This is a genomic window from Methylophaga sp. UBA1464 (assembly GCF_002325665.1).
In the GTDB taxonomy this organism is placed as follows: domain Bacteria; phylum Pseudomonadota; class Gammaproteobacteria; order Nitrosococcales; family Methylophagaceae; genus Methylophaga.
Window position 1 is genome coordinate 15,407 of record NZ_DCSO01000042.1, and the last position, 25,543, is coordinate 40,949.

The window sequence follows — 25,543 nt, forward strand, 5'->3', positions numbered from 1 at the left end:
AATCAACCCAATCAATTAAGCCCGTATTGAGATCGACGGAATAACGATTGGCTTCCAGCTCTTGATTAGCACTGTCTCGGATTGAGAGTTTGGCAATTCTGATGCGCCCTAAATCGGTTTGTTGTCCATTAGTGAATGTACCAACAGTAGTCTGATCATTCAGTATTACGACTACATCACCAGGCGCATAAACAGGAATGCGTCCGTCTTGTGGCAGCCTGACCGGATTGAGGCCTAGGATAGTTGCATCGAGAGGTAAGAATGTTTGGCTTACTGCGTTGAAAAAGATAGTGTCAGCATAAACATGGCTGGGCCGGAAAATCATCCCATCTTCATCTACTGCAGATGGATCGAACCATTCCTCACCCTCATTACCTGCAGCAACCACCCATTCACCAAACCGAAGAAACACAACACCGGTTTCATAGGTAATTCGACCCACCATACCCGTGCCATTAATGTAACCCGTTTCATCTGCAGTGGCTGTGATTTGCCCGCCACCATCAATGGGGACGGCTCGTAATTGGAAGCTCTGGGGTCTAACTGGAGCACTTGGTATACGAAACACCATCGAAGCAACGGGTTCTTTACCAACCTGAGTAGTCAGTGAAAGTAAATCAATATCGTTTACGGATCCGGTGGCCCATGAGTTCAGAACAATATTACCGGTTGAGTAATCGATGGTACCGGCATAAGTGCCTGCACCCGTAACCGGGCTGATGTTGGCATACAGCTGCCCGTTTCGATCGATATAGGTATCACCACCAAATCTGAATCGAACACTGCCAGGAACGATTGCTTCGGCATAGCCATTACTCAAGTCCAATTCAATTGCACTTAACGTAATAGTTTCCGTCTCAGCTTGTGGCGAGTCTGTCAGTCGGTATCTGACGGTGACGCTTCCACTGCCATCCTGAGGGAAATACACAGGCCGATTATCATTAACAATGTGGCTAAGCTTTGACTCATAAAGTAATCTAGCCGTCCAAATAGTGGATGGCGGTATCTGATAGTATTCTTCCCCAACCACCACATTCTGATAAACCGGTATCGGTAGACCAATGGTGACATCAGGCTTAAATGTGATGATGCCATCAGCATAATCCACTACTGAACCCGCAATTCCTTGCAAAGCACCTGAACCGTTATCCTGCTTAATTTGGTTGCCGGTCACATTTTGCTGTAACAGGCCAATGGTGCTGCTTACTTCTTCAATATCACCGGTGACATTCCATGACACCTCAATGGAGTTAGGTACCAAATCGGCTACGTCGAGATCTAATACCAGTTCATCAGATGGATTTTTTAACGGTGCATTAAATGTCTGTGAAAAAGCATCGCCGTATTGATAATTGATTTCAAAATCCGTTCCGCCCAATGGCAAGGTATTGGGCCAAAACTCCAATTCACCGGTGGCATGGTTTATATAACCACTGCCATAACCACTTAATGATCCATCGCTTGCTGCGGTAATTGTTCTGTTGGTACCGTCACTCCATTCAATGGTAAGCGTGCCGGGTGCTACGCCTTGATGCTGCAATTGGTGTTTAATTGCAAAGGGATCGGGTGCGATATCTGACCGATTGAAATATCTGGCATCACGTCCCCAGGTAATAATGATTTCGCTATTAGCATCGGGTAATGCAGCAAATGTGACCGAGAGTGTTCCGGTGGCATAATTAACGTTGCCTGAACCGATCCCCGCTTCCTGTCCAGCGAGTCCACCACCACCGTTGTCATATAGGGTGTACCAGTTTCCCAGGGCACGATAACTGACCTGTATTGAACCGGGTTTAGGTGCCGGTGTGATGGTATGTGTCCAGACCAGCCCGCGGTTATCTTCAGTAACCGCCAACATGGCTGTATCTGCAATTTTTACCGGTGATGCGGCCGGTAAAAAGCTGATTGTTTTCGTTCCACTATAGGTAGGAGAGCTTGCCGCAAACGTTAAGGTACCATCCGCATAATTAATCACCCCTATTGTGTTGGCGCCAATTCGTAACTGACCACTATCATCGGTAATTGTGCCACCAGAAATAGTGATAGAGAGCGAGCCTGGTGTGCAGGGATTACCCAAATAAATAACGCTATTTGCTTGAAAGACCGAGCTGGTTGTAAAAGAAACATTTGCACTGGCCGAAGGCGTCAGAGTAGCGGTATACCCATTCGGATCCGCATCAGTGATAGCCAACTCTTGTGTTGAGCTGGGTATGACCTGCGAATAAACACTGTCTACTCGAAGGCTTAAGTCACCCACTTCTGCATCAATAGCGAGCGGACGTGCTGAAAAATACTTTGCAGCATTGGCAACAATCGTTTGTTTGATGGTGGCCGTTGGCGTAATCGTGTCATATCGTGTGACTTGAGCACCTACGAAATCAAAACTTAACGGCTGGGATATTTCAATCGTTAATATCCGTCTTCTGAATACCCCTTGTTGATCCGTAAAGGTTTGAACCTCTTCGTCCAATCTCACGATTTTGATGAATTGATTCTGGGTGTCATTGCTTTGGGTTAAATAGAGCACTTCCCCAATGCCTGGTATAGGGGACGTTTCAGACTGAAAAATCGTGATGACCTTGCTGTCTTTGTATTGCGTAGCCCATAAAAACCCGATGTAATCCGCGCCTTTCGCACGATAGTTTTCCACCCTGCTCTGGGCGACGGGACGGCGATCAAACCAATCCTGGGTATTAAATAGGTTGACACCAATTTTTTGATCACCAGGCAATTTGCTGATGATGACATGGGCACCAAAATATTTATCCTGTGTTTGTGTAAACACACCGGGAAAGACTTTACGCATATGCACAGCACCATAAACCCGGTCCAAAGTGCTGATATCTTCAAAAATATTGTTTGATTCGCCATCGATGATGACATTCCCTGTCATTCCACCACCGCCTTCCTCTACGTCGGCCATGGTGTCGGATTCGAAAATCTTAATATCTTGAGACTGAATGGGCATAAATGCTCCTAAACTTCTATTAGCCGTATAGTTACGCTATACCGGTCATCTGATTGAGGATTGGCAAAATCGGCGACTTGTCGACCTTGCACTGGGCTGCTATCACGCATAAACCGAACGTTGTAATCCGTTCCGTGATAATTCAGCGTCAGGTTTTCAGCTGCTGTTTGGGATAGCAGTCGCAACGATTCCAAGGTCGCCTTAGTAACCCATGCATAATCGTTTCCACCAACGAGGGTTATGGGCCGACCTTTTAGCTGTGCTGCCTCTTGAATGATCAATGCACCAGTTAAAGACTTATTGATGGTTTGTTCGACGGGAGACCAATCATATTCATCAACCCACAACAGATCAGATGGCAGCTCGATCGCATTAAGAAAAATACTCATCTGGTACGAGCTCCACTGGTACGCAAAATATCGATGACGTTTTCGGCTTCTGATTCGGGAGCAATAACAGTCGCTGTCTGTCCATCAGGTCCCGTAAATTGCAAATTAACAACACGGGCCGGTGCACTAGCTTGAGTATTGGTTGTTGATTGTGCTGATGGCGAGGATGCAGAGCCGGGCTGTTCACTTTGAGCCTGTGTTTCTTGCTCAGTTTTACGAATATTTTGCTGCTTAACTGAGTTAATCCGGCTGAGTAAATCTAACGATTTTTGATAGTTTGCTACAGCTTCTCGATTACCCTCAGCCTCTGCAGTATTTATTTTGTCTAAAATATCAAGGCGACGTTGCTCATATTGCAGCTGCTGTTGTTTTTGCTGATCGCCTTGCAGGCTGGCTAATTCACCCTCTAACCCAGCCAGTTCACTTCGGGCAGATCGTGTTTCGTTATTGATAGATTCAATACGGCTTTTAACTTCGGACAAGGCTGATTGGAGTTGGCTCAGTGATTGATTGTTAAGACGATCACCATTCTGAATGGCATCTTCAAGTTGTGTTTTGTATGACTGAAGTGATTGCTCGGATGTATTTACATCAGTGGTCACTTGGGTAACCGCTTTCGCCAGCCCTTGTGCCTCTCTGTTAGCGTTTAAATATTCCTTGGCGGTTGACTCTACCGCTTTGAAATACTTAACCAGGTGAGACATTCCATAGCCATAGGCCAGGTCAGATTTATTAACCTCATCCCTGGCAAGCTGCAATGCTTCGGCTTCTTCTTTTGCCGCCCCTGCGAGTTCTTGCCTTACAGCAACCACCCGGACAGCATTTTTTGATTCAGCATCGCCCTTTTCTTCAGACGCAGCGGCAGCTTCTCGCTCGGCTTCAGCTTGTTTTTTGGTGGTATCAATCAGTTCTTTTTTCTTGCGGTCGACTTCAGACATGACCTGCAAGTACTCTTCAGCACTGAGTTTTCCCTCCTGCCAGGCTAATGCTGCAGCATTGCCAACATCCTGAAGCTGAGAAATGGTTGAAGAGGTATTAATGTCGCCACCAAAGTCACTAATTAATGCTTTGGCTGCCTGTAATCGTTTATCGAGTGATTCCGCCGCTATCTCGATATCTGCAAATGAGTTTTTCAGATCCGCTGAGGAAAGACGTCCTTCTTTCCCTAATTCAGTAATTCTGTTTTTAAGCTCGGTTACACCTTTTGTTGTTTCAATGGCATTTAAAGCAGAGACGAATGAGGCGCGGAGCTCTTCAGAAGTGGTCGCTGATCGAGAGGATAACGTATCAAACAATTGGATCGCGTCGGCCCCAGCTTGACTAAGTCCACTGCGGAATATTTCGGTATCAACATTTAACCTTCTGAACACTTCTCCTAATAGTGCACTTTCCATATCCACTGCTTTGAGCGGTTCGATATAACCATCTTCAACAGCTTTATCAAATCCAGATACAAGATCATTAAGTGAATTAGCTGATAATCCCTCCAGTGATTTTGATAACCCATCCGTACTGTTAGCCATACTATCGAGCTGAGTGGCAGCTTCTTTAGCCGCTTGAGCGTTGGCTAATAAGGCTTGAGCTTGAGCGTCGATATCGGCATCAATGCCTTCTAATTCAGACTGATATTCACGTTCCGCTTCAGCCAATTCATCGACGGCTTCGGTAGCACGCTCAAAAGTTCTGTTTTGTTCATCCCAAACGATCAAACCATCTTCAACGGCCTGGCGTAAATCATGTGATGTTTTGACCGTTACACCTAGCTTTTCAGAAAGCTCTTCATAAATTTTGGCTGTTTCAGCCTGATATTTGGTTACTTCAGCCTGCCTTACAGATAATGCCGAGTTGGCTTCGTGCAGATCCCAAACCTTTCCCGCAACATAGCCAATTCCAACGGCAATTGCACCCCAACCGGTTCGCACTAATGCAGCTGTGAGTGCTTTTGTTGATGCAGCTGCAGCTGTTGCAGCTGTGGCCATGCCATAAAAGTTTTGAATCATAGCGCCAAACTTAAGCGCAATAAAAACTTTGCCTAAAGCTATTAACTCAGAGCTCAGACTAACGGTGAGGGATACGAATTGTTTAACCGCCTGACCAGCTTGGACAATACGATCGGATATATCTTTTGCATATTGTTGAAGACGCCCATCCTGGGCCATTTCTTTTATCTGATCACGTAGATCTCGTAATTCGTTTTTGAAATATTCCAATGCACCTTGCTCGGATATTTCATTGAGGAATGCTACGAATTCATCTTTTAAGTTTGAGACTAAACCACGGGTATCTTCCATCTGTTTGGAAGCAGCTCCCAACGATGAACTTCCAATTTCATTTATTAATGCTCGAATTGCATCACGGCCAAGTTCACCATTTCGGCTCATGTCTTCTATTTGATCAGAAGTAATGCCTAATGCTTTACTCAAAAGGTCATATACAGGAACGCCGCGCTCAACAAGCTGCAAGGTTTCTTCCGCTTGCAGTTTTTGTTTTGCCCAGGCTTGGCCAACAGCGATAATGATGCCGTTGAGTCGTTCCTGCCCCCCGCCAAGCTTCTCGTTCTGATCAACAAGCGCCTGCAGCGTCCCATCCATCGGATCAAGGCCAAAGGCTTTCAAGCGGGTGAAAGCATTAGCCACATCATCCAGTTGAGCAGGGGTGTTTTTAGTGAATTCTTTAATCCACTCAAGTGCTTCATCAGCGGCTTCTGAGCTACCGGTTAATGCTTCTAATTGAGTATTAAGAGATTCAAACCGAGAACCGGTTGTTAGTACTGACGTTAAACCTTGTTTAAGTTTCGCCAGGCCAAAACCCGCCGCAATAAATGCAATGAGTCGCTTGGTAAGGCCTGATAAGGCACCGGAAAGTGTTTCTGATTGGCGACCTGTTGCTTCAGCTGTATCGCCAAGGTCTTCTACGGGCGCTTTGGCTTCACGGCTTCGATCGCCAAAATTGCGCACGGCATTGCCAACCTTGGCCATTACGCCACTGGCTGCATCGCGTGCTCTGAGTAAGATTTCAACTACTTTATTTGCCATGTGCAGTCCAAAAAAAAAGCCACGGCTGAGAGAGGAACCGTGGCTTTTAGTGGTGCGATGCCTTTTATCGATCAGGCATCAGTATTCTGGTTTTACACAAGCAAATCAGGGGTGAATCAGGTTTAAATAGCGCCATCCCATTGTTTTAAAATTTCACGCAGCACTTCAATTCGCTGCAATAGCAGCTCTCGATCTTTCATCATTCCCTCTGCAGTGCTAAAGGTTGACCTTGGATCTTGCGTTTTAAGCAAATTTTCCAGCCTGGTTAATAATCCATAAAGTTCAGCTTTAGTGGGTTTATCCGGAGGATCTTCAAGCGTAGGATCATTTGGTTGGATGTAGTTGATTACAAGGTTATCCGGGTGATCAGGTTTGTCATACCAGATCAACCCAACCGAGCGATTTTGTTGATCACAAATGCTTGGTTGGATTAATTCCGTATTCTCAGATTCAACTTGACGACATGATGTAGTGACTGAGTAATGAACGAAGTTCGCCTGATGCCATTTACGGCCATCTTCTGAGTACCAAACAGGGTCATCCCACGTGAGATGACCCATATCTGGAAACTCTGCCCCCCAAACTAAAAAAGGTGTTGCCAATAGTATTAATAACGTTTGCATACATAACCTCATAAAGATGAATTTTGGCGACGTTCAAACAGCATTACCTTGAGTTTTAATTGGTGTTTCTTTTTATAACCGGCATAGCCTGTCTGGAGATCGTCAGGCATGGAATATCGCCCCTGGCGAACAGGAGCAGAGTTTTCAAACTCTAAAAAATACCCCTCATAAAAGTCATCCAAATCCCGACAGATACACGGAATCATTACTTTATGGCCATTATTTTCAGCGATGACTGATACGATTAAACTCATAAAAAATCCCGCCATCCTTGGCAGGAATACCATTAACTAGTTGTTAAGCCATAATCCACGGTATAAGGCGCATTTTTACCCTGTAACGTATTCATCGTGCCGCTCATCTCCAGCAGAACAAATTCATCGGACATGAAATCAACTTCAGATTCAGCTGCCACTACTGCCTCATCAACGGTAATTGAAAGCTCTTTACCATCGGCAAGGTTACGTCCATCCAAGATGAATTCACCACGCACTTCTGGCCGTGTTGAACCATTGATTCGGCTCCCGGCAATAGGTCCGTGGTCATAATCCAGAGTGACCACCTCACCTTCAGTAATAGCACCACTACTAAGCGCCAAAATCAGGCCCAGTGAATAGTTGATTTCGTAGTCTGTGCCTTCTTCAAACACCGTTACTTCATCCGCGCCGGTGACCACTACACTTTCGGCTGTAATGTTTTTATGATCCAACTTCACAAACCGATCACCTTTAGTGGTGACTTCTTCATCCGTGACGCTTCCTGCCGTGACATCGATAGTTTCCAAGTCACCCATCAGTGCAATAGCCAGCGACTCACCATCAACTTCACCGATTGAGATACCCAGCACCGTAGGCTGTGGTAAGACGACCGTATCGGTAACCTGTCCATATTTACCTTTATCTTTTGAGCGGTTTTCCAGCCGTTCAGATGCTGGTTGAATACTAAAGCGTGTCACACCAGGGACTCTCACAATGCCCTGTGCAACCCCGTTAACTTTTCGATTGAGGTACAAAGTGCCCTCTGCGATTAACCCTGCCATGATGCTGACTCCTATTTAAATTAAACAATGTTTCCGCTGTTGATTAAGCAGCCGATTTATCAATGATTCCGCGTTTTTGAAGCCATGAAACTTGCCGGGATGTAACCTTGATTTTATCGCCCGGTTCTTTGTCTTCACCGGCATGCTTGTGGTGTTTCACCAAGGTGACTTCTACCTTTTCAGGTTTTGTAGTGGTTTTTGTAGCCATGAAAATGCCTCTTTATTGCCAGGAAATAACAACAGCCGTGCGGCTGCCGACCATGGGGCGGAAGATATCGCCATCTGGTTCGGCCCGCCCCGGCCGGACACGGATCTTCTTGCCGTCAATTCGCTGATCACCGGCACCAAAACGATTAATGGCTGTGATAACACGGCCTTCCAGATCGGCAAGTTTTTGATAACCAATCATTGGATCGACCGCTTCATCATCCACTTCCCAACACTCAACCCAGATCGTCAGCTCATTAACTGAGCCAGGTTCATTGGTTTTGGGTTGGGATGGGCCACGAATAAGTCGAACTTCTGGTTCGGTCGGTACCGGTACCAATGCACCTGCCCGAATACCTATGCCAGAAAGATTTTCATCAGTTTTTAACGCTGCGAGCATGGCAGTCATAACTAAAAACCAGTTCATAAGCCCGCCTCAGCCAAAATTTTCCCGGCGGCAGTTGAGACCAACGCATTTAACCGATTTTGAGGGAAGCCGCTGTCTGCAATCTTTTGCACAAAAGGTTGTTTTGGTGTGCCACGCTGCAAAATCTTGCGTTGAATCGCAAAGGTCAGATCTTCTATTGACCAGTTTGGGTTACGTGGCTGAATACCTTTTCGCTTAACCCAGGCCAATAAATCCATGAATGGTGCAAAACCGCCGCCACGTGTGCCTTCATGAACGTATTCAGCATAGTCCGTGTGAGGCGCAATCAGCCATTGCATTTCTTCCAGTTTTTCTGGATAAAAACTATTCCGTAACTGTCCAAATGCCGTTGGAAATTCGCTGTCGGTGCGGATCTTGTCGCTGGTCTCAATCGCAGCCCTTTGCACGGCCTGATCGATCCGTTGAGGCGCGATGCTGGCCGCTTTCATAAGTGCCTGGGCGGCGGCTCTGGCTTGAACCTCAATCGTAAAGCTGCTCATCGCATCCGCTCCAGTTGACTGTTCAATGCAGTCAGGGCAGCGCTTGGAGTCATGTTTGAATTCACTGCACCCATGCTTCGCTGAAGTGATACGGGTTCAGTAACACCTGAAGCCACCAATTCTGTCATGGCTTCAATAAGTGCCAACAGCAAAAACAAATCTTGATCCGCTGGACGTATAGTGCTCTCAGCCTCTTCGTCACTAAGGCGATGCAATGCTAGATAAAACAATGGATATTCAGTGCCAAAGCAGCTGATTTGTTCGATAGTGGGGGCTGGATGCAGATTGATCATCTGCTGCCCATCCAGTTCAAACTGCCCTATTTTTGGCAGCGGTCCGTATCCCGGCTGCCAGGGTTGTAGTTTTTGCACACCCCATCGACTGATGGTTGGTGCCAACATGTCGTTTGGCGCTGGATAGTTTGCAACACCCGCTTGCAGACTCAAATGAGCAACCAAGGTGCGCCGGCGAATTTTGGAAAACCCCGGCAAGGCCTTATCAAAATGCCGTTTCAAATCAGCATCGTCGGCCGCTGCAAACTTCTTCGCAGACGCGCCTAATCCTGCCTTATGGCTGGTCAGTAATGCAGTGAGCGTTAAGCCGTTCAAATTAAGCCCGCCTTTAGAGCTGCAAAACCCAATCCTAAAGTGGCGGTTACCAATACCCATACGAGGCGTTCGGAATTCCCAATTCTGGTGTTGTTCACACCGGCATTGTTTTCTAGGCTTCTTACCCGTTTTTCAAGATCATCAGTTTCTATGGCCACTCTGTTAACCAGTTCACTGATTGAGTTAAATTTTCCATCCAGACGCACCAGTTCGACCAGTGCTGTCGATATCTCTTTAATATCACTGCGGATAGCCTTGAATTGGTCGCTCATCTCTTGCCGAATCCGGTTAAGATCTTCACTCACTTAGCCACTCCCTTTGCTTTTTCATAAGTTCGCATACCGCCATACCCTACAAACCCTGTTGTGAAGGTCCACCAAAGCTCTTCTGGAATAGCTTTAAATCCCGCGCTGACATTTTCATAAAACTGTTGCATCTCCACAGGGAAAAACACCCCCACAAACGGTGCAATAATTACCAACGAAATCAAGATGAAATAAAACACATACAAAAATGACGGCCGTGCACGGCTGGTCCATGGATCTGCTGAATTGGCCTCAGCCATAATGGCCGCCATACGGGTTTCCAGCTCGGCCATTTCGCCACGTTGTTGCATGGCCAGCAGCTCCTGCTGGGCTTTGGCCTTGGCTTCTGGATCTGGAATGAGTTTGTCGATCAGCTTGCCGCCGATATCCAACAAACTGCCTGCTACGAGGTTAAACATAGTTGTGCCTCCGTTAGCAGTGAATAGCTGAAATACGCGCCATACTGATTTACCGAGACAGCGGCCAGCGCCATCAGCAAGTCAAAATCAAGTGGCGATGGAATAACCTGGCATCCAGCAGACCACTTGCCGACTATTGATGACGGCATGTTTTCATTCGCTCGGTGCAAGTTGATACCAAATAATCCGGTGTCGGTTGGTACGTTTTCGGTATCCAGTGTTTTATCTTGGTTGCTGTCGCGATAGACAGTCATTTCTTTGCACTGCACTAACGCTTTGTATTTACCCTGGTGAGTGCCTATACGCCAGCATCCAGGATAATGACCAGGTACCAGCACGGCGGTACCCAATGTATTAATCGGGTTTTCTCGGTAATGCTCGCCTGGGTCGGTGGTAAAGCTGAAAAAATGCAAATGCCAGCGGCCGGCAACCATATACAAAATCAGTAACGCATCATTAAAACGATTTGAATCGTGGTCGGCAGCACGTACACCGACCAGATTCAAGTTGTAATCGCCCTGATAAACCGGATAGCCCATACCTTCCATGATGGTGATCAGGGCTTCGGGGGTTAGCCTGGTTAAACTAGCCAACACTTGGCTCACCATTAGCCACATGCATTAAGGGAACATCAATAATGTTATTTAAGATGTACTGGTCGACAGTAGTTACTTTCGAACCATTGATCTTGTGTAGTTTTTGATATTTTTCAAAACCTGATAGATCGGGATCACTCATAATTTCGGCACGACGCAACAGCTCTTCATTTGCTGCTTTCAGCAACGTTGAGCGGTTTTGCTGCATGCCTTCAATGATCTGCACTTGTTCCAAATCTGCATTACTCAGCAAATGTAATTTGGCGGTAACTTCTTTAACCGAACCAGTCAGCAGCGTTTTAATGGCCGCATTTGGATCGACTTCAATTGGTTTTTCAGCTGGTTTAGCACCTGGTTTTAAATGCGCCGGTAAATCACGCGCATGAAAATAGCGTACTTCACCTGGTGGAATCATTCGGCCGGCGACAGGCTTGGGAAACTTACCGGTATTTTCAATGGGAATTAAATCTTGCATGGCTCACCTCAATAGAAGTGTCCCGCCCTGCCATCAGGGCGGGACGGGTTTATCTAGCCTGCTTCCCGTGCAACACGCGCGGTATTACTGAACAATACCAACGAGCTATAAGCTCGTTTGAGCGGCGTTGGGGTATGCAACACAATGAATTGGTCGCCGTAGGCTTCTTTTTTGCCTGTGAAGCGGCCATTTTCATCACGTTGATTTTCCAGCTCACCCATAGCCCAAGGTTTCATCATGCGCATGCGGGTAACCCCACGCTCACCAATGACCACACGCTGGTCGCCCATATGTAGGCCAGGGGCCGAGGTTTTGTAGTTAGGCACATCTTTAACGCGGCCCAGATTACCGTTGGCACTTAAATCCGTACCATTCCGAGCATTGTTGGCGCCAAACTGTTTAGCCCGTTCGACGCTATTCATAGTGGTACCTGACATGAGACCAAAGTTCGCCTGGTGGAAACGATTGTCTTCAATTTCAGATTTACGTAAGCCGTAGCGATATAAGAAACCATCCCAATGCACATCAGCCTCAGCACTACCCATATCAGTATCAAAGGCAAAGCTGTTGGTTGCACGGCTGTAGCTGGCGCGAATAGTGTGCGCATCGGCCGGGGTGACGATTGCACCAGCCTGGTCGACCAACATCAATTCGCCCATGTTGAAGTCCAGCGAGTAGTAAGTGCCGGCATCTTGTTCACCGGTACCGTCGAATTCACTGATTGCGGTAAAGCCTGATCCAGAGTTGTATTCAATAACTACTGGGTTAGTGGTATTGCCGACTTGCGCGCCCTTCAGATCAAAGATTTGGCGCGGACGTACGACGGGGAAATGTGCCAGCACAAACACGTTATTAGTGCCATCAACATCAGTGTCGATAACTTCCTGATTGATGGGAATCGCGCCAAACTCATCCGAGCTTTGCAGAATCTCATTAAAGATCAGCTGCTCAGTATCTTCACCAACGATCCGGGCGGCGTTATTGACGTTTTCCATAACCGCTTCATAGTTCAGGATGCCGCTACCAGTCAGGTAACGCAGTTCATCAGAAACTTCAAAAGCAATTTTTTGTGGGATGGGATACGCATTATCAGACGTTTGAATAATGCCACCTCGACGAATGCCTTGTCCTTCATAACGACGGGTATCACCACGACCTGCAGCCGAATCATCACGATAGCTGTACGGAATCATGGCTGAAGCGGCAAATGGCAATGTGCCGGCATCAACAAACTGTAAACCAACGAGGTTATATAGCGCCTCACGGATAACAGTACGTTCAAAAATGGCCGGTACTTTAACGTCTGAAACGCTACCTGCACCGCCCGCCAGCATTTTGTGTTCTTCACGCAGCTGTGCCGCGTGTTCGTGATCATATTGTGCCAGTGCTTTCTCGGCTAACGTTTTGTTTTCGGTCTGCAGCTCACCACCGGTATTACTGAAGCGTTTTACTTTAGATTTGGTGGAAATACCCAAACGTTGATCAACCGTTTCCTGCAGGGCTTTTACACTGTTGCTGTCATCGACAGTGATGTGAGCATTGCCAGCGACTTGATAACCCATGCTGGCCAATTGTGTGCTAACGGCCATATCGGCGGCCAAGCTCCATTGGTTTTCAGCAAGTCGTGTAATTTGATCAGCCGACATTTCAGCATTGATCAATTCGCGAGCACTGCTGAGTTTTTTCTGTGCTGGTTCAGATAAAGCTTTATATGATTCGTTTTCTGCCAGCTTTTTATCAAACAATGCCTGGTTATCACTCAGTTTTTTGGCAGTAGCTGAATCAGCTTCCTGCTGAGTTTTGGCAGCATCTGACAAGATGCGTTTAACATCATCTTCAGATAATGTTTTGGCCGCTGGATTAGCTGGGTCTGGGGTCACGACAGGTGTGGCAGGGGTCGGCATTTGAATGCTAAGCGTGACAACTCTATCGCCAATTTGCTCAGCCAACTGCTTGCCAGTAGCTTCAAATGATTCCTGAAGCGCTTTAAGTGCCACTTCATCATCACCCAGCGGTTTAGCGGCTGTTTGAAAGGCTTCAGAAAGTTGTTTTTGTACGTCTTCTGATAACTTCAATGCGGCCAATGACGCCAATAATGCTTTTAAAATTTTGTTCATGTTCAGATCCTCATTCAATAATCGGGAGATACGGTCTGATACCAGCGTCATCGGTGCGCCATCCAGCGCCTCTTCGGATAATTGCACACGATCAAGGTGCTTAATGACGGGTCTCGGGGTTAAGCCTGCCCCCAGTAGGGTCGGGCCATGTGCTTTGCGATGTTCATTGTCGATAAAGTTTTCATCGAACTCTGCAGAAACGTAAACGTGCCCTTTTTTTCTGATAGCTTCGATGCCGTATTCGGTCAGCTCGACCTCACCACGTAGCTTGTTTCCATCCAAAAAAAGCCGTTTGAAAAAGCCAGCAGCACCTAGGTGCGGCATGTGTCCAACGTCCAGCACGATATCCTGGCCAAAAACACCAGCAGCGAAGTTACTAACCATGCTGAGCAGCATTTCTTTGGTGATATCAAAGTTGCCATAGCGTGGATCAAAAAAATTGCCAGTACGGGTAACAGTGACAACCGTCGAGGTTTTATCCTCTGCAAGGAACCGGGCATCCACCCGATCGGAAATAAAACGAATCTTGCGTGGTTCGTTATCGCTTAATCTAAAAATGCGTGGTTTCTGCATACCTATCGTCCATAAAAAAAGCCTGACAAACCGAGGGGCTCGGTCTGCCAGGCTTTTCGCTTCAGGGCGTTATACCTTCTAGCGGTATGCAGTTTCTAATATTGGGTCAAGCAAAACAGGGGGGAATTAGGCTTACACGCCTAGTTAAAAAATTAGCCCCATCATGTTACAACCCTTCATTGGTGATGAATGAAAAATCCTATCAACTTTCGGGTTTAGGATTTGACAGCTGTTTATATAGTGGGGCAACAAATCTAGGCAAACAAGCAGAGCTGGTCAAACGGAGTAGATGCTCCCGCCAAAAAGGCCAAACGTTATGAACAACGTTAAATTTAAAAAATTCTTGAACAGCCTCATCTCTTAAACCTTTTTCAACTTCATAAACCGCGATAAATTCAGCAATCACCTCGGCCATGACAGTTTCTGATTCGTCGGAAATATATCGGGCTCCAAACTCAACTTTTACCCGAGCAAGATCAACCTTAACAGAAGGTTCGCTTGACTCCATTACTTGAGCTGAAACACTAAATCGCGTCTGCTGAGAAATATCTTCAGCATTCGACTTATCGTCAAAATCATCATCCCTAACCAGAGAGCCTGCATTAAACCTAATATCAATAAGTTCGACACATTTAATAGCTTCTTGAATAAGCTCCTGATTCATTATGAAGCCTTTTGATATTTAGTCTGTGGCACAAGTGTCCGAAGATGACCTTTAGGTTTATAATTCACCTGCACAGATTCAGAATTAATCCGTACTTTAGACCTAGGCAAACCTTGTCCCTCTATAACTGTTATATAAGGTCTTTTATTTATAATTGTTAAGTCATCTACTACAGATCTCATAGTCGCAACTTCTCTAAAAAGACCATTATATTTAAGGCAAAGTCTTATCAAGGTATCCATGGCTTGACTTTGAGTCACCTCACCACGCTCATACTTTGAAAAAGCATTTTTACCACCACCAAAAATACTTGCAGCCAAATCTTGGTTTATCCCCAAAGCATCTCTTGCATTACGTATTTCCTGCGGAGTAAGAAGCCCGTCACTTTCACATTTAGCTTTTTTGAACGCTTGATCATTTTGCTTTATTTGATCTGTACTAATAAATTCATATCCACAGTTAGCGCATAAGCTGTAACGCATGGAGTATGACAAAGTTTTATCTTTATAATTTACCGTCGCAGTATCAGTTAAAACATCCACACTGCCCTGATTGCAACGGACACATTGAATGCTCATCTTTTTCTCCTTAATTGTTTACTTTCTCTGCAAATGAAACGAACAAAGCTGTATACAAATTTGATTGTTTTGTATTAAAAGCTTTATGTAAAGCTCGTCTTCATGCTGATTACTACCTGCTAGTTGGTAGCGTGTTTTGTAAACATCTTGTCTTTCCCCATCATAATTCACCGTATGACAAAAATCGTTAACTAATAAGCTACATAGACAATTTAGAACATCATTTAATTCATAATTTAAATTCTGAATATCCAGCTGAACCCTTCTACCGGCATACTGAATATGCCCTTGGCTTGCTAGTTGTCGTACTGTTTCTAAGTCATAAAAGGGTTCAGACACATTAACACCTAACCATTATGGTTACAAAAGATAATACAAGAATTCTGCAATTTGTTCTCATTTTTTACCAATTTCGTTCAGATTTCTCTCATCCCGACTGTAATAAGTTAGGCGGTAATAATCATAGCATGTAGCTATATACGATAAATAAAAGGCAATTCTACCCAGTTTTTACATTGACATTTAGCTCGAATACTATCAGCCAACACTTTTAACACGCGACTTTTAACTANNACGATCCTGCTTTTTGGGTAAATTACTGATTGCTTGCATTAAAGGTTTTCTCCATCAGGAAAATAATCACTGATATCGATTTCAGGGTCATTAGTTTGGATGGCATTTTCCAGCTTATTAATAAAACGGTCTTCAACCATCAGTGTTTCTTCAAACCCAGAAAAGAACGGATAAAAACCAAACTTATCGTAAAACCGGTCTAATACGTCATCCAACTTAGCTTGTTGCTTTTCATTACTCATTGCTGACGATCTCCCGGTAACGCTGTGTAGTAGCAGGCATAAGCCTGTCCATTAGTTTAGCCCAAAAAGGTTCTTGCCCCCCAATCAGCGTAGTGAAGTTTGCAAAAACTTCGGTGTATTGATTCTCTTTAAATTGTTTGTAGTAGGAGTTTTGGTGCCCGCCAAGTCCCCAACCGCTAAACCCAGCAAGCCTATTTTTTGATGCCGAACCCAGTAAATCGGAAAAATGTCCCACGAGCCCTTTACCATGCACCTTTCGACGATATCCGCTTATATTGGTGTCATCGGGAATCAGATTTATCATTAACTGATATACATCGCGTCGCTCGATTGCGGTAATAATTCTCGCCAGGCGGACATCACCTTCAGCCGTTCCTAGTGGCAGTATGAAATCCTTGTCCATCGCATCTTCGATTTCATTTAGCGTAAAACCAACCTTACGTGCCATTTGATCAATCTCATTACGCCGAGATTGTGGATCGGTGAGATCCCCTAATCGGACAGATACATTTTCAATAGCAACACGATTGTCATTAAACCTTTCACGCTGTTTTGTACTGGCACGACCTAAACCCGCCAAATTAGTCAAAGAGCGAGTTTCACTACGCATCGGACCACTAAAATCGTCCATTGATGATCGAAATCTTACTGGAAGACCTTGCTTACGAGCGATTTCATTATCCAAATAGTGCCCGTATTCATGTCGCCAAGTCCCCTGGGCCCGTCGTTGGTCGGTGGTATAGGTTTCAGACATTGATATTTGTTGTCGGCCGGAAACGTAATAAGCCCCGCCTCTCACAATATTTACACCGCCAAAATTGGCATCGTGACGCTCAATAGCTTTATGCACTACAGATTTTTGGGCAAATGAAGCTATATGCCAGGGAGTCTGACTAGCGTTATCAACCCACGGTCCAGAACTAGTTGATGAATTTCGTACCGATGTCACCGGTGTACTGTTTCCACCAATTTTAGGAATATCGATGCCCTGTTTTTCGAGCCTTGCCTTCAGCACATACCAGGGCGTTGCAATCATATTTTGTTGCAAAAACCCCTCTTTAAGCATCCAGGCCTTGCGGACACCGAGAATCTGTATCTGACGGCTATCACTTTGGGATTTTAGCCAATCCAATCGCTCAACTTTATTTTCTCGATCCTCTACCGTTATTTCATCACGCCAAACAATTTCTTCATAACTTAATGTATTGGGATGGGCTGGCAGTGGGCTTTTACCGAAGGGGTAAACACCTGGACCAAGCCCATACAGATTCGCCCGTGCGTGCATATCGCAGATATCTACTTCTGGATGGTTGGGTGAAAGTAAAAACCTAGTACCTATCGCATCCGGGTGAGATTCGGCTGTATTACGATAGGCCTCAATATGGGATCGATTAATTTCGGTACGGAAAACCCGAAGTGCATTACTGTAGGGGTTGCCCTCTGCAGTCAAGAGTGCCGCAGATGCCTTACGGCTAACAGCACTTGCATTGGCCGCTCGTATATTTTGAGAAACAGAAGAAGGAACACCTTCACCGCGGCTGAGAAATTCACGTGCTGCCTGAGCTGCTGAATGGCCTTGAATAATGGCTGTTTGAATATTATCACCCACGACTCGCTTGGCATGATTATCAAGACGCCAGAGTCGATCTGAAAGCTGCAGGCCATCAGCATCCATGAATCTTTTTGCCTGGGCAACGGCATCATTGGCAATACGAGTAAGAGTGCTATTTAACTCACTGGCAACTTGCTGAAAAGGTGTGGTAGCCAGTACTGCAGTTTCCAGCATTTTTTCATCGAGAAGCTGATTACGCATTGCGGAGAGTTGATCTATCTGAGCTTCAGTTTGCCCCAACAACTCACGCATGACATCTAACCTCAACGTTCCGTCTCGATCTGCATAACTATTAACAATTTCACCAATCTGATATGCAGAGCGGCGGTAAAGCTCGGTCAATTCATCTAACGCCTGCCGGTCCAGTCGATTCGCACCCGCTCTGACGGCGGTGGATGCTCTCTTTATGCTGGATTTTATCTGCGTTCGGCGATTATCAGCCATTATTTATGCTCGTGGCGGATTCACCCTTGGGCGCGTTATTAGGTGTAATCCTAACGTTAGGGCCATCAGGATTGGCTGCGCTCTCTGGATAAGGATCATCACTCTCCGCCTCAGCTTTTATCTGTGCCAACACTTCTGAGGAATTCATGCCAGCCACATCCCAGACTAATTCTCGCGGCACACCCAAAGCTTGATGTTTGAGTGCCAGATCGGCACGTTGATTTGGCGTATCGGTGCGACGCTCACTGAATACCACACTGAATTCATAACTTTGCGGGTTAATCCCCTGCAGCAACAGGTCAATTTTGAAAGAGCTTTCATAAACGGAGGCCTGAACATCCTGCATCGAGTCAATTTCATCAAAATAATCACGCTTAAGATCTTCGAGAATGTCACGACTCAGATCGCCGGTATAACCAAACAGGCCTTTTGGTGCAGGTGAACCTGCATAGAAGGTATCGAGCAAATAATTTACGTCAGCGATTTGGTCAAGGCTGGCATCACCTTGAATCGGCGCAACACTGCCCTCTTTGTTGAGATAATAATCAGTTGTTATTTGACCTTGCTCAGCTTCGACTTTTGCCTGGTAATCATTGAGCTCTTCTTCAGTAGCCCCCTTTAAGATATGTGCTAATCGAAGAGGTGCGCGAAGATGCCGACGAATCACCAGGTCTTTTTCGGTCATGACCAGCTTTTGCCAAACTTCACGGTTGGCGTCGAGATAAGGCCTTCCAAGCGCACCGTTATCATCGAAGCTGTCTGGAGTAAGTCTGGCAAGTTGCAGTTGCCAAAGTGCAAAAGTGGCAATCACTGTTCCGGTGGTTAGGTCGATTTGATTGTAAGCTTTTTGTGTATCATGGAATTGGCCATTAGTCTGGACCAACGGTAAAACCGTCTCAGCTGGCATCCGAATCAATCCAGATACTCGCCCTTGTTTATCCAGTACCAGCTGCAGCGGTAAATTTCCTTCCATAGCAAGACCTCGTGCATCCGAGAGCAGCTTTTGGTGATTTTTTAGCTGTGTTCGTTGCTCAAATGTCTTCCAGGCATTGATGATCCGTTTGTTTTTACTAGCGGTTTTGAGTTTAAGGCCACCTTTCACTGCTGTAGCGGCCATGCGCTTATGAAGCTTTTTGACCCTGCCATCGCGACGATCCATTTCACGGATATCCATGATCGATTGTCTAAGGTCAGGATCCACCCATAATTGTCGATAAACATATTTAAGGCTGTTTTCTGGAGTTGCCCTGGTACCGATTTCCGAGGTTTGCTTGTTTTCACCAGGTAATTGTGTGATGTCGACTTGAGCCGGTGAATTTTGACGGCTGAAGTGGTCTTTGAGTCTTTGAATAAGTGACATATCAATTCATGACTATGGCATGAGGCATGTTGCCGAGTAGTTGATCATATGATTGAGTTCGGGTTGCGATGACCGTCTTCACGTCTGTAGCACCACGGGTAGTGATCGCCCAAACACCGGCCATGGCAGCATCGAAAAGGTCATCGCCAAGTTTGCTGTTGGCCCGTTTATAACTGGCATAACTGGTTTTGGTTTTGACTGGAACGATATTGGGCAACTGCCGGATAAAATCCTGCATATCAAGCAGCTCAGCCGGGACATTCATATCATCGAAATACGGAATAGCAGCCTGGTTATTGTGAAATACGCTTCGTAACTGCTGTGCCATGGCATGTTTGGTCATGCCTTCAAATCGCAGCGGTGCAAACGGCCAATGTGACCAGGTGCTGGCAGTACTGTCACCGTCACCTATACTACGACGGTCGATATCCGTAAGGCCTTCGCCATACAGCTCATCATTCAATTGCGTAAGCATGCCAACACCATAGGCATCGCCAATGGCATAATCCGGGTCAAAGTAACGCCATAAACCAATCAGATCACGCTTCACCACATTATCATCAGCCCCGGCCGGCCATGTTTTAACGAAAGGAAATGTGACGAAATTGCCAATCTGCTCAACCACCACCAAAGCGTGTTTGGATGAATGTGGATCCTCACCATGGCCACCGGCATCGTAACCAAATGCCAGCAGACCATTTTTTTTACGCTTAATGCCAGGTAAAGGTTCGGCATGTTGAAGATTGGCTGCCAAACCCACGGTAAGTGCCCGGCGAATATGCTTTTCCCATATCAAATTACGAGCAGTGACATTTTTGCAGAGCAGCTGCCGAAGATATTCATCGGGCGCCAATTGAGAGCGCATCTGCATGATGAATGATTCGTTGAGAATGCCCATTTCAATACCAAGGTAGGCATTAATGATCGTCAAAACGTGATAATGCCCTGCTGCAATCAAATCACTGAGCGTATCTGCACCCTTTAAAACACCAGTAATACGAATCTTGGGCTCATTCACAGAATCTTTACTGGCTCCTAACCGACGGGTTGCACCCATGGTGAGTAAAAAGCGTGAATTCAGACGGTCTGCAGGACAATCATCAACCTCTTCAATACTACCGACTGTCATGTCGGCACCATCAATTTGCGCCATGATGCCGTATGCTTGGGCAACACTACGATTCGCAAGTTGAAATTTGGTATCGGACATTTGCTTTCTACCTGACTTGAACATCAGATAGTTGTCTAAGATTTGCGAACGACGGATGGCATCCAGGTGATAATTCAGGTTAATGATGGATTGTGCTTCTCGAGGGGCAACAATACCCAACTCCTGATCGGCATGAGTGGCTATATATTTGAGGTTGTGAAGCTCTTTTACAGCGGTTTTACCTGTACGCCTGCAGGAGTAATCAATCGTATTGGCATACTGATCCATTTCGATACATTTGAGTACTTGAGCAGCATCTAATTCGACGTTGTGAACGTGTTTATGCCACAGAGCATGATCATCAGCGAACCTCATTATTTCACGCTCGGCGACATGCGTTAGTTCAATACGTTTGGCGGCGTTGACTCGCTCAGCCATTGTTTCCGTACTCGATCACAACAGGATCTTCATTTATTCGCCGCTGACTGTTTTTAATCATGTCGGCAAGTGCTTCCAGTTGACGGGTTTGCTGTTTTTGGTATTCCAGCAGTGACGCTTTATTCTCATCACCACCGGATATGTTCCCCATATTATGTGGATCGGCTTCGGCAGTTTTAACCGTCATACCCATGTCAGTTAATGACATACCGTTTCGGCTGATGAATTCGGACAGGACCTTTAGAAGTGGATGAGCTCTGACTTCCTCTATCAGTCGACGATTGCCATCCGTATCTTCATATTCAGCGATATGGAAACCACCATCTTTATCGAATGAATAGGCTGGGTTTCTGAGTGCGACACCTTCACTGGTAATTGCCAGAATAATGTCATCAATAATCGCCTGAATACTTGCCTGCAAATCTGACCGGATATCAGTCAATAAACCCGGATCCTGTGTCTCAAATGCTATCTGGTGACGCATAAAAAGCTCTGTTCGCCGCATACAAGCCACACTTGCAGCACATTCATCCCAATCGATATCGCAAGTATTGCAGTGAGGATAACTGCCAGGTTTGGCTGGAAAATATTTGGCCACACGCGCCTTAAGGCCGTGTTTCATTGCATTAAAACGAGTTCGGATAGTTTCTTCGGCTGTTGGATGACCTGCAATATTATCGGCTGCAGCAGACTTGCCTTCCGGTGTTTTTGGGCCGGTATGTTTGCCATATGACGCCATTAAGCCCTGTTCCCAATTCGCCTGGGCAGCTTCAGCATCACAAATAGGACAGATAGCGAAATATTGGTAAGGATGGCCGCGGCCTGGAGCGTCTAAAACGCGATCTGGTTCGCCAGCGAATTTATGTCTGCAATCTGAGCAGGAAAAATTCACTTCTTTGAGCTGTGAAAATGGGTCACGGTTTTTTGCCATGCTGCCAATAACACCACAGCATGACAATCAAAACAGGGGGGAAAAAGGCGTTTTAACCGGTGTTCTGCCTAATGATTCTCGATATATGGGACGTGTGCACATTCTCACCAAGGTCACGGGCCACAATATCGTGAATTTGCCGAGGCTTATACCCATCGTTGTGCAATGACATGATGTAACGATTCCGCTGGAACCGCATGAAAACCTCAAATTGGGGAACATATACACGATGACCGTCATCACCGGTTTCAGCGAGCATACTTAGATGATTCCAAGCGACTATAAACACATCAAAACCGAGTTGCTGAGCAAGACCACGCCATTTCCCATTGATGCCGACTTTTGATAAATCGTCAATGCGTGGGTCGCGAAAATTTTTTTCCGAAACTTCAAAATCAGTGCAGATATCTAGGTACCGTCCTCCCTGCTGGGCAGGGCTGACCCCTTCATTCCGAGCCCCCACCCCATCACTTGGTTGATCTTTCTGTTTCATTTCGTTCATACAACTGCGCTTTTGTTTATCCAGAGCCATGCTAACCCCCTGTTTGTTCATGTCATACATCCTCATAACTGCGCTTTATTGAATAACACGCAGTAATTATTTCTCAGCACCAATTAGCTTTAGGCCGTTTGAAAGGTGATTTCCGAAGACCCCTGCACCTACTCGCCAGCATCCATTAAGACTAGGTTTATGAAATAGGCGTGGCACAGCCAATAACTTTTCCAAGCACCATGCACGACCAGATAGGGATGTTTGTCTATGCGTCATGGAAATCAGGAATTCAGGTGTTTAACCAGGTCGGTTACTGGTGTGCGCATCTTGCCGAGTGGATTAGCCCGGTCAACATCTTCAGTCAGCTTACGCATGGCAAGTCTGGTGTAAATCTCGGTGGTGTCTGCCCGTTCATGGCCAAGCAAAGCCTTGAGAGTAAGGATGTTCACATCACTCTCTATCGCTTCCGTACCATACAAATGTCTGAATGCATGAGGATGTGCCACACGCGGATCAACGCCCGCTTTGTCTGCATATTTGGCCAGCATATCGTTAACACTTCGGGCTGCTATACGCCGCTTCTCACCAATGTATTCATGCCTCTTAACTAAGTAATTCCTGGTGGATACAAACAGCACCTGGTCACCATCACTAAGGTGCCGGTCAATAGAGTCCAGTTCGGTGTGGCCAAGGTAGGCTCTAATTAGCAGCATGCACTCTGCAGGTGCGGGAATCAGCCGCTCCTTTTTACCTTTCTCTATTGTCCGAATGAATAATCGCTGCAGGCCTTTGTGATCTTTCGCCCAAATGAGGCTGGATTGATTCAGGCTACACAAACCAGAAACACGCATACCACAACCAATCAATAAAGACATCATCGCTGCATCACGAATACCAATGAATGAATCGAGGTCAGGCGCCATTAACAGCTTTTCAGCATCGGATAACGATATTGGTCTCGGAAGACGTCGCCCAAAGGTTGGATATTCGAGTGAATCAGCTGGGTTTGATGAGATATGCCCTACACGTTTGGCCCAGGCATAAAAATTACGCACTGCAGCAACAACCACTGTGCGAGATCTGACGGAAAGTTTCCGTTCAAAAAGCTGCCGGCCAGTGTAATCCTCCAACTGCTCCAGCGTTACCGATGACAAATCACGGCCATCAAGTGCCGCAATAAAATCGACAAGATAACCACGGTATTTATTAATAGTTTGATCTGCACGCCCCTTAGACATTGATAACCATCTAAGCCAATCGTTAATAACGGCAGCATTATCCATAAGTATCACCCCAAAAAAGTGACCAGGGGCAGCGCAACTTGCGGACCCGTGGATATGCACCAATTATATCATAACCAACTGTTTTATATAGAAATTAATCCCCGCACAAATCCGCAACTTAACTGCGGGGGCCGATCTTAGTTGTGGGGTTCATTTCATTTTCACTGCTTGAATACTTCCTGACTTGCGGATCAGCCTTTACTCTATATATCTCTCTTTTTTTAATAAAAAGAACAAGATAGATAGATATAGGGCTTATTGAACGAAAATGAGCGCGCGGAGGAAAATGGCTAAAGTGCGTAGAAAAATATCAAAAAGGTGTAGATTTCAACAAACCTGAAAAGAAAAACGTCTCAAACATCAACAACTTAACCAGTCCATCCACACAATCCGCGATTCAGAAGTGTTATACCTCTATAGGGTTTGAGCGAAGCGAATTAAGCGCAGTCGCCGAAGGTGCTGCGCGCCAATTTACTCGTTTGGGGGTGCGGGGGTAGTTAAATGACAAGGTTAACCGCTGTTTTAGCGTCGATAAAGTGGGATTTTCAGTGAGCTAAGATGTGTGATACTCAATGTTTTAATATTTTAAATCTGTCAAAAAGGACTTAAATAATGGATAAAAACCAGAACCACACTCTTTATATTGCACTTACTTTATGCTTATTGGTTTTTTTATTTGTCATAGGTGCATTTTTATGGTTTTTTCAAAATTGGACCATTGGAGATCCAACAGATTTTGCTGATTTCGCCACTTACTTCGGTAATATGACATTGCCACTTTTAACAGGCGCCTCGTTGGTTTTTTTAGCTATCACGATTAGACATCAAACCAACTCTTTGAAGCTGCAAAAAAATACAGAGATACGTAAAGAGATAGAAGATAACTTAATATATCATTATGATTACTATGAAAAACTAATACACCAGGTGTTGATTCCGAAGCCTGAGAATTCTCTAAGTACTGATTTTGCTCATTCAGTTTTCGGCTTAATTTCCTGCAATGATTACTGTCAAGGCAATCAACTAGGAAATAGTTTCTTTGATCCTGAAAATGAGATTTCAAAACTAATATTTTATATAAAAAACCCTGAAAATTACTTTTCAATGCCTGTAATTTCGCACTTTATGGAAATCAAGGATGAACACTCCTACATAATTGTGACTACAACTGAATTGGTTAAACACCTTAATAGTACCTGGGTCATTGATTCGTACATCAAACGAGCAAGCAAAATAACAAAGAACTTAAAGGATATTAATTTAATATCTGAAGAGTTCGCTGATATTTATGAAAAAAACCTGGCAGAGGCACGAACTGAAGCATTGAAATGAGTAGTTTAATCAAAACACTTACGCAATTGTTCAAAATGGGACACAACTAACCATAGATATAGAGGGATAAACTTCGCTCACCCTTGGGGACGCCATATTAAGGCAAACCAATATTTACATTTATTGGGTGTTTACAAAAAGGCGGTGAGATATCTCACCGCC

At 45.4% G+C, this 25,543-nt stretch carries 26 protein-coding genes; 1 reads left to right on the forward strand and 25 read right to left on the reverse strand.

The features are described from left to right. The 25 genes from B3O33_RS04210 to B3O33_RS04330 all read right to left on the reverse strand — a co-directional run. A partial coding sequence (locus B3O33_RS04210; protein WP_292363026.1) for a hypothetical protein occupies positions 1-2,968 on the reverse strand: 2,968 nt, incomplete at its 3' end. Positions 2,969-2,976: 8 nt separating this feature from the next. After that, positions 2,977-3,357, reverse strand: a complete 381-nt coding sequence (locus B3O33_RS04215; RefSeq protein ID WP_292358966.1) for a hypothetical protein — start codon at positions 3,355-3,357, stop codon at positions 2,977-2,979. Beyond that, entirely contained in the window at positions 3,354-6,392 is a 3,039-nt protein-coding gene (locus B3O33_RS04220) for a tape measure protein (protein ID WP_292358964.1), read from the reverse strand. Before B3O33_RS04220 ends, B3O33_RS04215 begins: the two co-directional genes overlap by 4 nt. A 122-nt stretch (positions 6,393-6,514) precedes the next feature. Continuing rightward, positions 6,515-7,015: a hypothetical protein gene (locus B3O33_RS04225; protein ID WP_292358963.1), complete on the reverse strand. Its 501-nt coding sequence runs from the start codon at positions 7,013-7,015 to the stop codon at positions 6,515-6,517. A gap of 8 nt (positions 7,016-7,023) precedes the next feature. Beyond that, on the reverse strand, positions 7,024-7,269 hold the full coding sequence (locus B3O33_RS04230) for a hypothetical protein (RefSeq protein WP_292358961.1): 246 nt from the start codon (positions 7,267-7,269) through the stop codon (positions 7,024-7,026). Between the two features lie 32 nt (positions 7,270-7,301). Then, entirely contained in the window at positions 7,302-8,054 is a 753-nt protein-coding gene (locus B3O33_RS04235; protein ID WP_292358960.1) for a hypothetical protein, read from the reverse strand. A 43-nt stretch (positions 8,055-8,097) separates the two neighbouring features. Then, positions 8,098-8,262, reverse strand: a complete 165-nt coding sequence (locus tag B3O33_RS04240; RefSeq protein ID WP_292358958.1) for a DUF7210 family protein — start codon at positions 8,260-8,262, stop codon at positions 8,098-8,100. 12 nt (positions 8,263-8,274) lie between these two features. Continuing rightward, positions 8,275-8,688, reverse strand: a complete 414-nt coding sequence (locus B3O33_RS04245; RefSeq protein WP_292358956.1) for a hypothetical protein — start codon at positions 8,686-8,688, stop codon at positions 8,275-8,277. Beyond that, positions 8,685-9,188, reverse strand: a complete 504-nt coding sequence (locus tag B3O33_RS04250) for a hypothetical protein (RefSeq protein WP_292358954.1) — start codon at positions 9,186-9,188, stop codon at positions 8,685-8,687. The genes B3O33_RS04245 and B3O33_RS04250 overlap by 4 nt, the downstream gene beginning before the upstream one ends. Beyond that, entirely contained in the window at positions 9,185-9,796 is a 612-nt protein-coding gene (locus B3O33_RS04255) for a hypothetical protein (protein ID WP_292358952.1), read from the reverse strand. Before B3O33_RS04255 ends, B3O33_RS04250 begins: the two co-directional genes overlap by 4 nt. Continuing rightward, complete coding sequence (locus B3O33_RS04260) at positions 9,793-10,101, reverse strand: hypothetical protein (protein WP_292358951.1); 309 nt, start codon at positions 10,099-10,101, stop codon at positions 9,793-9,795. The genes B3O33_RS04255 and B3O33_RS04260 overlap by 4 nt, the downstream gene beginning before the upstream one ends. Then, a complete protein-coding gene (locus B3O33_RS04265) occupies positions 10,098-10,520 on the reverse strand; it encodes a holin family protein (protein ID WP_292358949.1) in 423 nt (140 codons plus the stop codon). Before B3O33_RS04265 ends, B3O33_RS04260 begins: the two co-directional genes overlap by 4 nt. Further along, positions 10,505-11,116 carry a hypothetical protein gene (locus B3O33_RS04270; protein WP_292358947.1) on the reverse strand — a complete coding sequence of 204 codons (612 nt, stop codon included), beginning with the start codon at positions 11,114-11,116 and terminating at the stop codon, positions 10,505-10,507. Before B3O33_RS04270 ends, B3O33_RS04265 begins: the two co-directional genes overlap by 16 nt. Then, a complete protein-coding gene (locus B3O33_RS04275) occupies positions 11,106-11,591 on the reverse strand; it encodes a hypothetical protein (protein WP_292358946.1) in 486 nt (161 codons plus the stop codon). The genes B3O33_RS04270 and B3O33_RS04275 overlap by 11 nt, the downstream gene beginning before the upstream one ends. A gap of 53 nt (positions 11,592-11,644) precedes the next feature. Continuing rightward, positions 11,645-14,281, reverse strand: coding sequence for a hypothetical protein (locus tag B3O33_RS04280; protein WP_292363028.1), 2,637 nt, complete (start codon positions 14,279-14,281; stop codon positions 11,645-11,647). Between the two features lie 202 nt (positions 14,282-14,483). Further along, complete coding sequence (locus tag B3O33_RS04285) at positions 14,484-14,945, reverse strand: hypothetical protein (protein WP_292358944.1); 462 nt, start codon at positions 14,943-14,945, stop codon at positions 14,484-14,486. Continuing rightward, positions 14,945-15,523, reverse strand: coding sequence for a type II toxin-antitoxin system MqsA family antitoxin (locus B3O33_RS04290; RefSeq protein WP_292358942.1), 579 nt, complete (start codon positions 15,521-15,523; stop codon positions 14,945-14,947). The genes B3O33_RS04285 and B3O33_RS04290 overlap by 1 nt, the downstream gene beginning before the upstream one ends. A gap of 18 nt (positions 15,524-15,541) precedes the next feature. Then, on the reverse strand, positions 15,542-15,862 hold the full coding sequence (locus B3O33_RS04295; RefSeq protein ID WP_292358939.1) for a type II toxin-antitoxin system MqsR family toxin: 321 nt from the start codon (positions 15,860-15,862) through the stop codon (positions 15,542-15,544). A gap of 272 nt (positions 15,863-16,134) precedes the next feature. Beyond that, a complete protein-coding gene (locus B3O33_RS04300) occupies positions 16,135-16,338 on the reverse strand; it encodes a hypothetical protein (RefSeq protein WP_292358935.1) in 204 nt (67 codons plus the stop codon). After that, positions 16,331-18,394: a hypothetical protein gene (locus B3O33_RS04305; protein ID WP_292363030.1), complete on the reverse strand. Its 2,064-nt coding sequence runs from the start codon at positions 18,392-18,394 to the stop codon at positions 16,331-16,333. The genes B3O33_RS04300 and B3O33_RS04305 overlap by 8 nt, the downstream gene beginning before the upstream one ends. Continuing rightward, a complete protein-coding gene (locus tag B3O33_RS04310; protein WP_292358932.1) occupies positions 18,387-19,754 on the reverse strand; it encodes a hypothetical protein in 1,368 nt (455 codons plus the stop codon). The genes B3O33_RS04305 and B3O33_RS04310 overlap by 8 nt, the downstream gene beginning before the upstream one ends. A 1-nt stretch (position 19,755) precedes the next feature. Beyond that, on the reverse strand, positions 19,756-21,342 hold the full coding sequence (locus B3O33_RS04315; protein ID WP_292363032.1) for a hypothetical protein: 1,587 nt from the start codon (positions 21,340-21,342) through the stop codon (positions 19,756-19,758). After that, entirely contained in the window at positions 21,335-22,273 is a 939-nt protein-coding gene (locus tag B3O33_RS04320) for a hypothetical protein (protein WP_292358929.1), read from the reverse strand. The genes B3O33_RS04315 and B3O33_RS04320 overlap by 8 nt, the downstream gene beginning before the upstream one ends. A gap of 52 nt (positions 22,274-22,325) precedes the next feature. Beyond that, positions 22,326-22,826, reverse strand: coding sequence for a hypothetical protein (locus tag B3O33_RS04325; protein ID WP_292363034.1), 501 nt, complete (start codon positions 22,824-22,826; stop codon positions 22,326-22,328). Between the two features lie 221 nt (positions 22,827-23,047). After that, positions 23,048-24,049 (reverse strand): tyrosine-type recombinase/integrase, encoded by a 1,002-nt coding sequence (locus B3O33_RS04330; protein WP_292363036.1) that lies wholly within the window; start codon positions 24,047-24,049, stop codon positions 23,048-23,050. Positions 24,050-24,661: 612 nt separating this feature from the next. On the opposite strand from B3O33_RS04330, the gene B3O33_RS04335 reads away from it, so the two are divergent. Beyond that, positions 24,662-25,381 (forward strand): hypothetical protein, encoded by a 720-nt coding sequence (locus tag B3O33_RS04335; RefSeq protein WP_292358924.1) that lies wholly within the window; start codon positions 24,662-24,664, stop codon positions 25,379-25,381. Positions 25,382-25,543 lie beyond the last annotated feature (162 nt).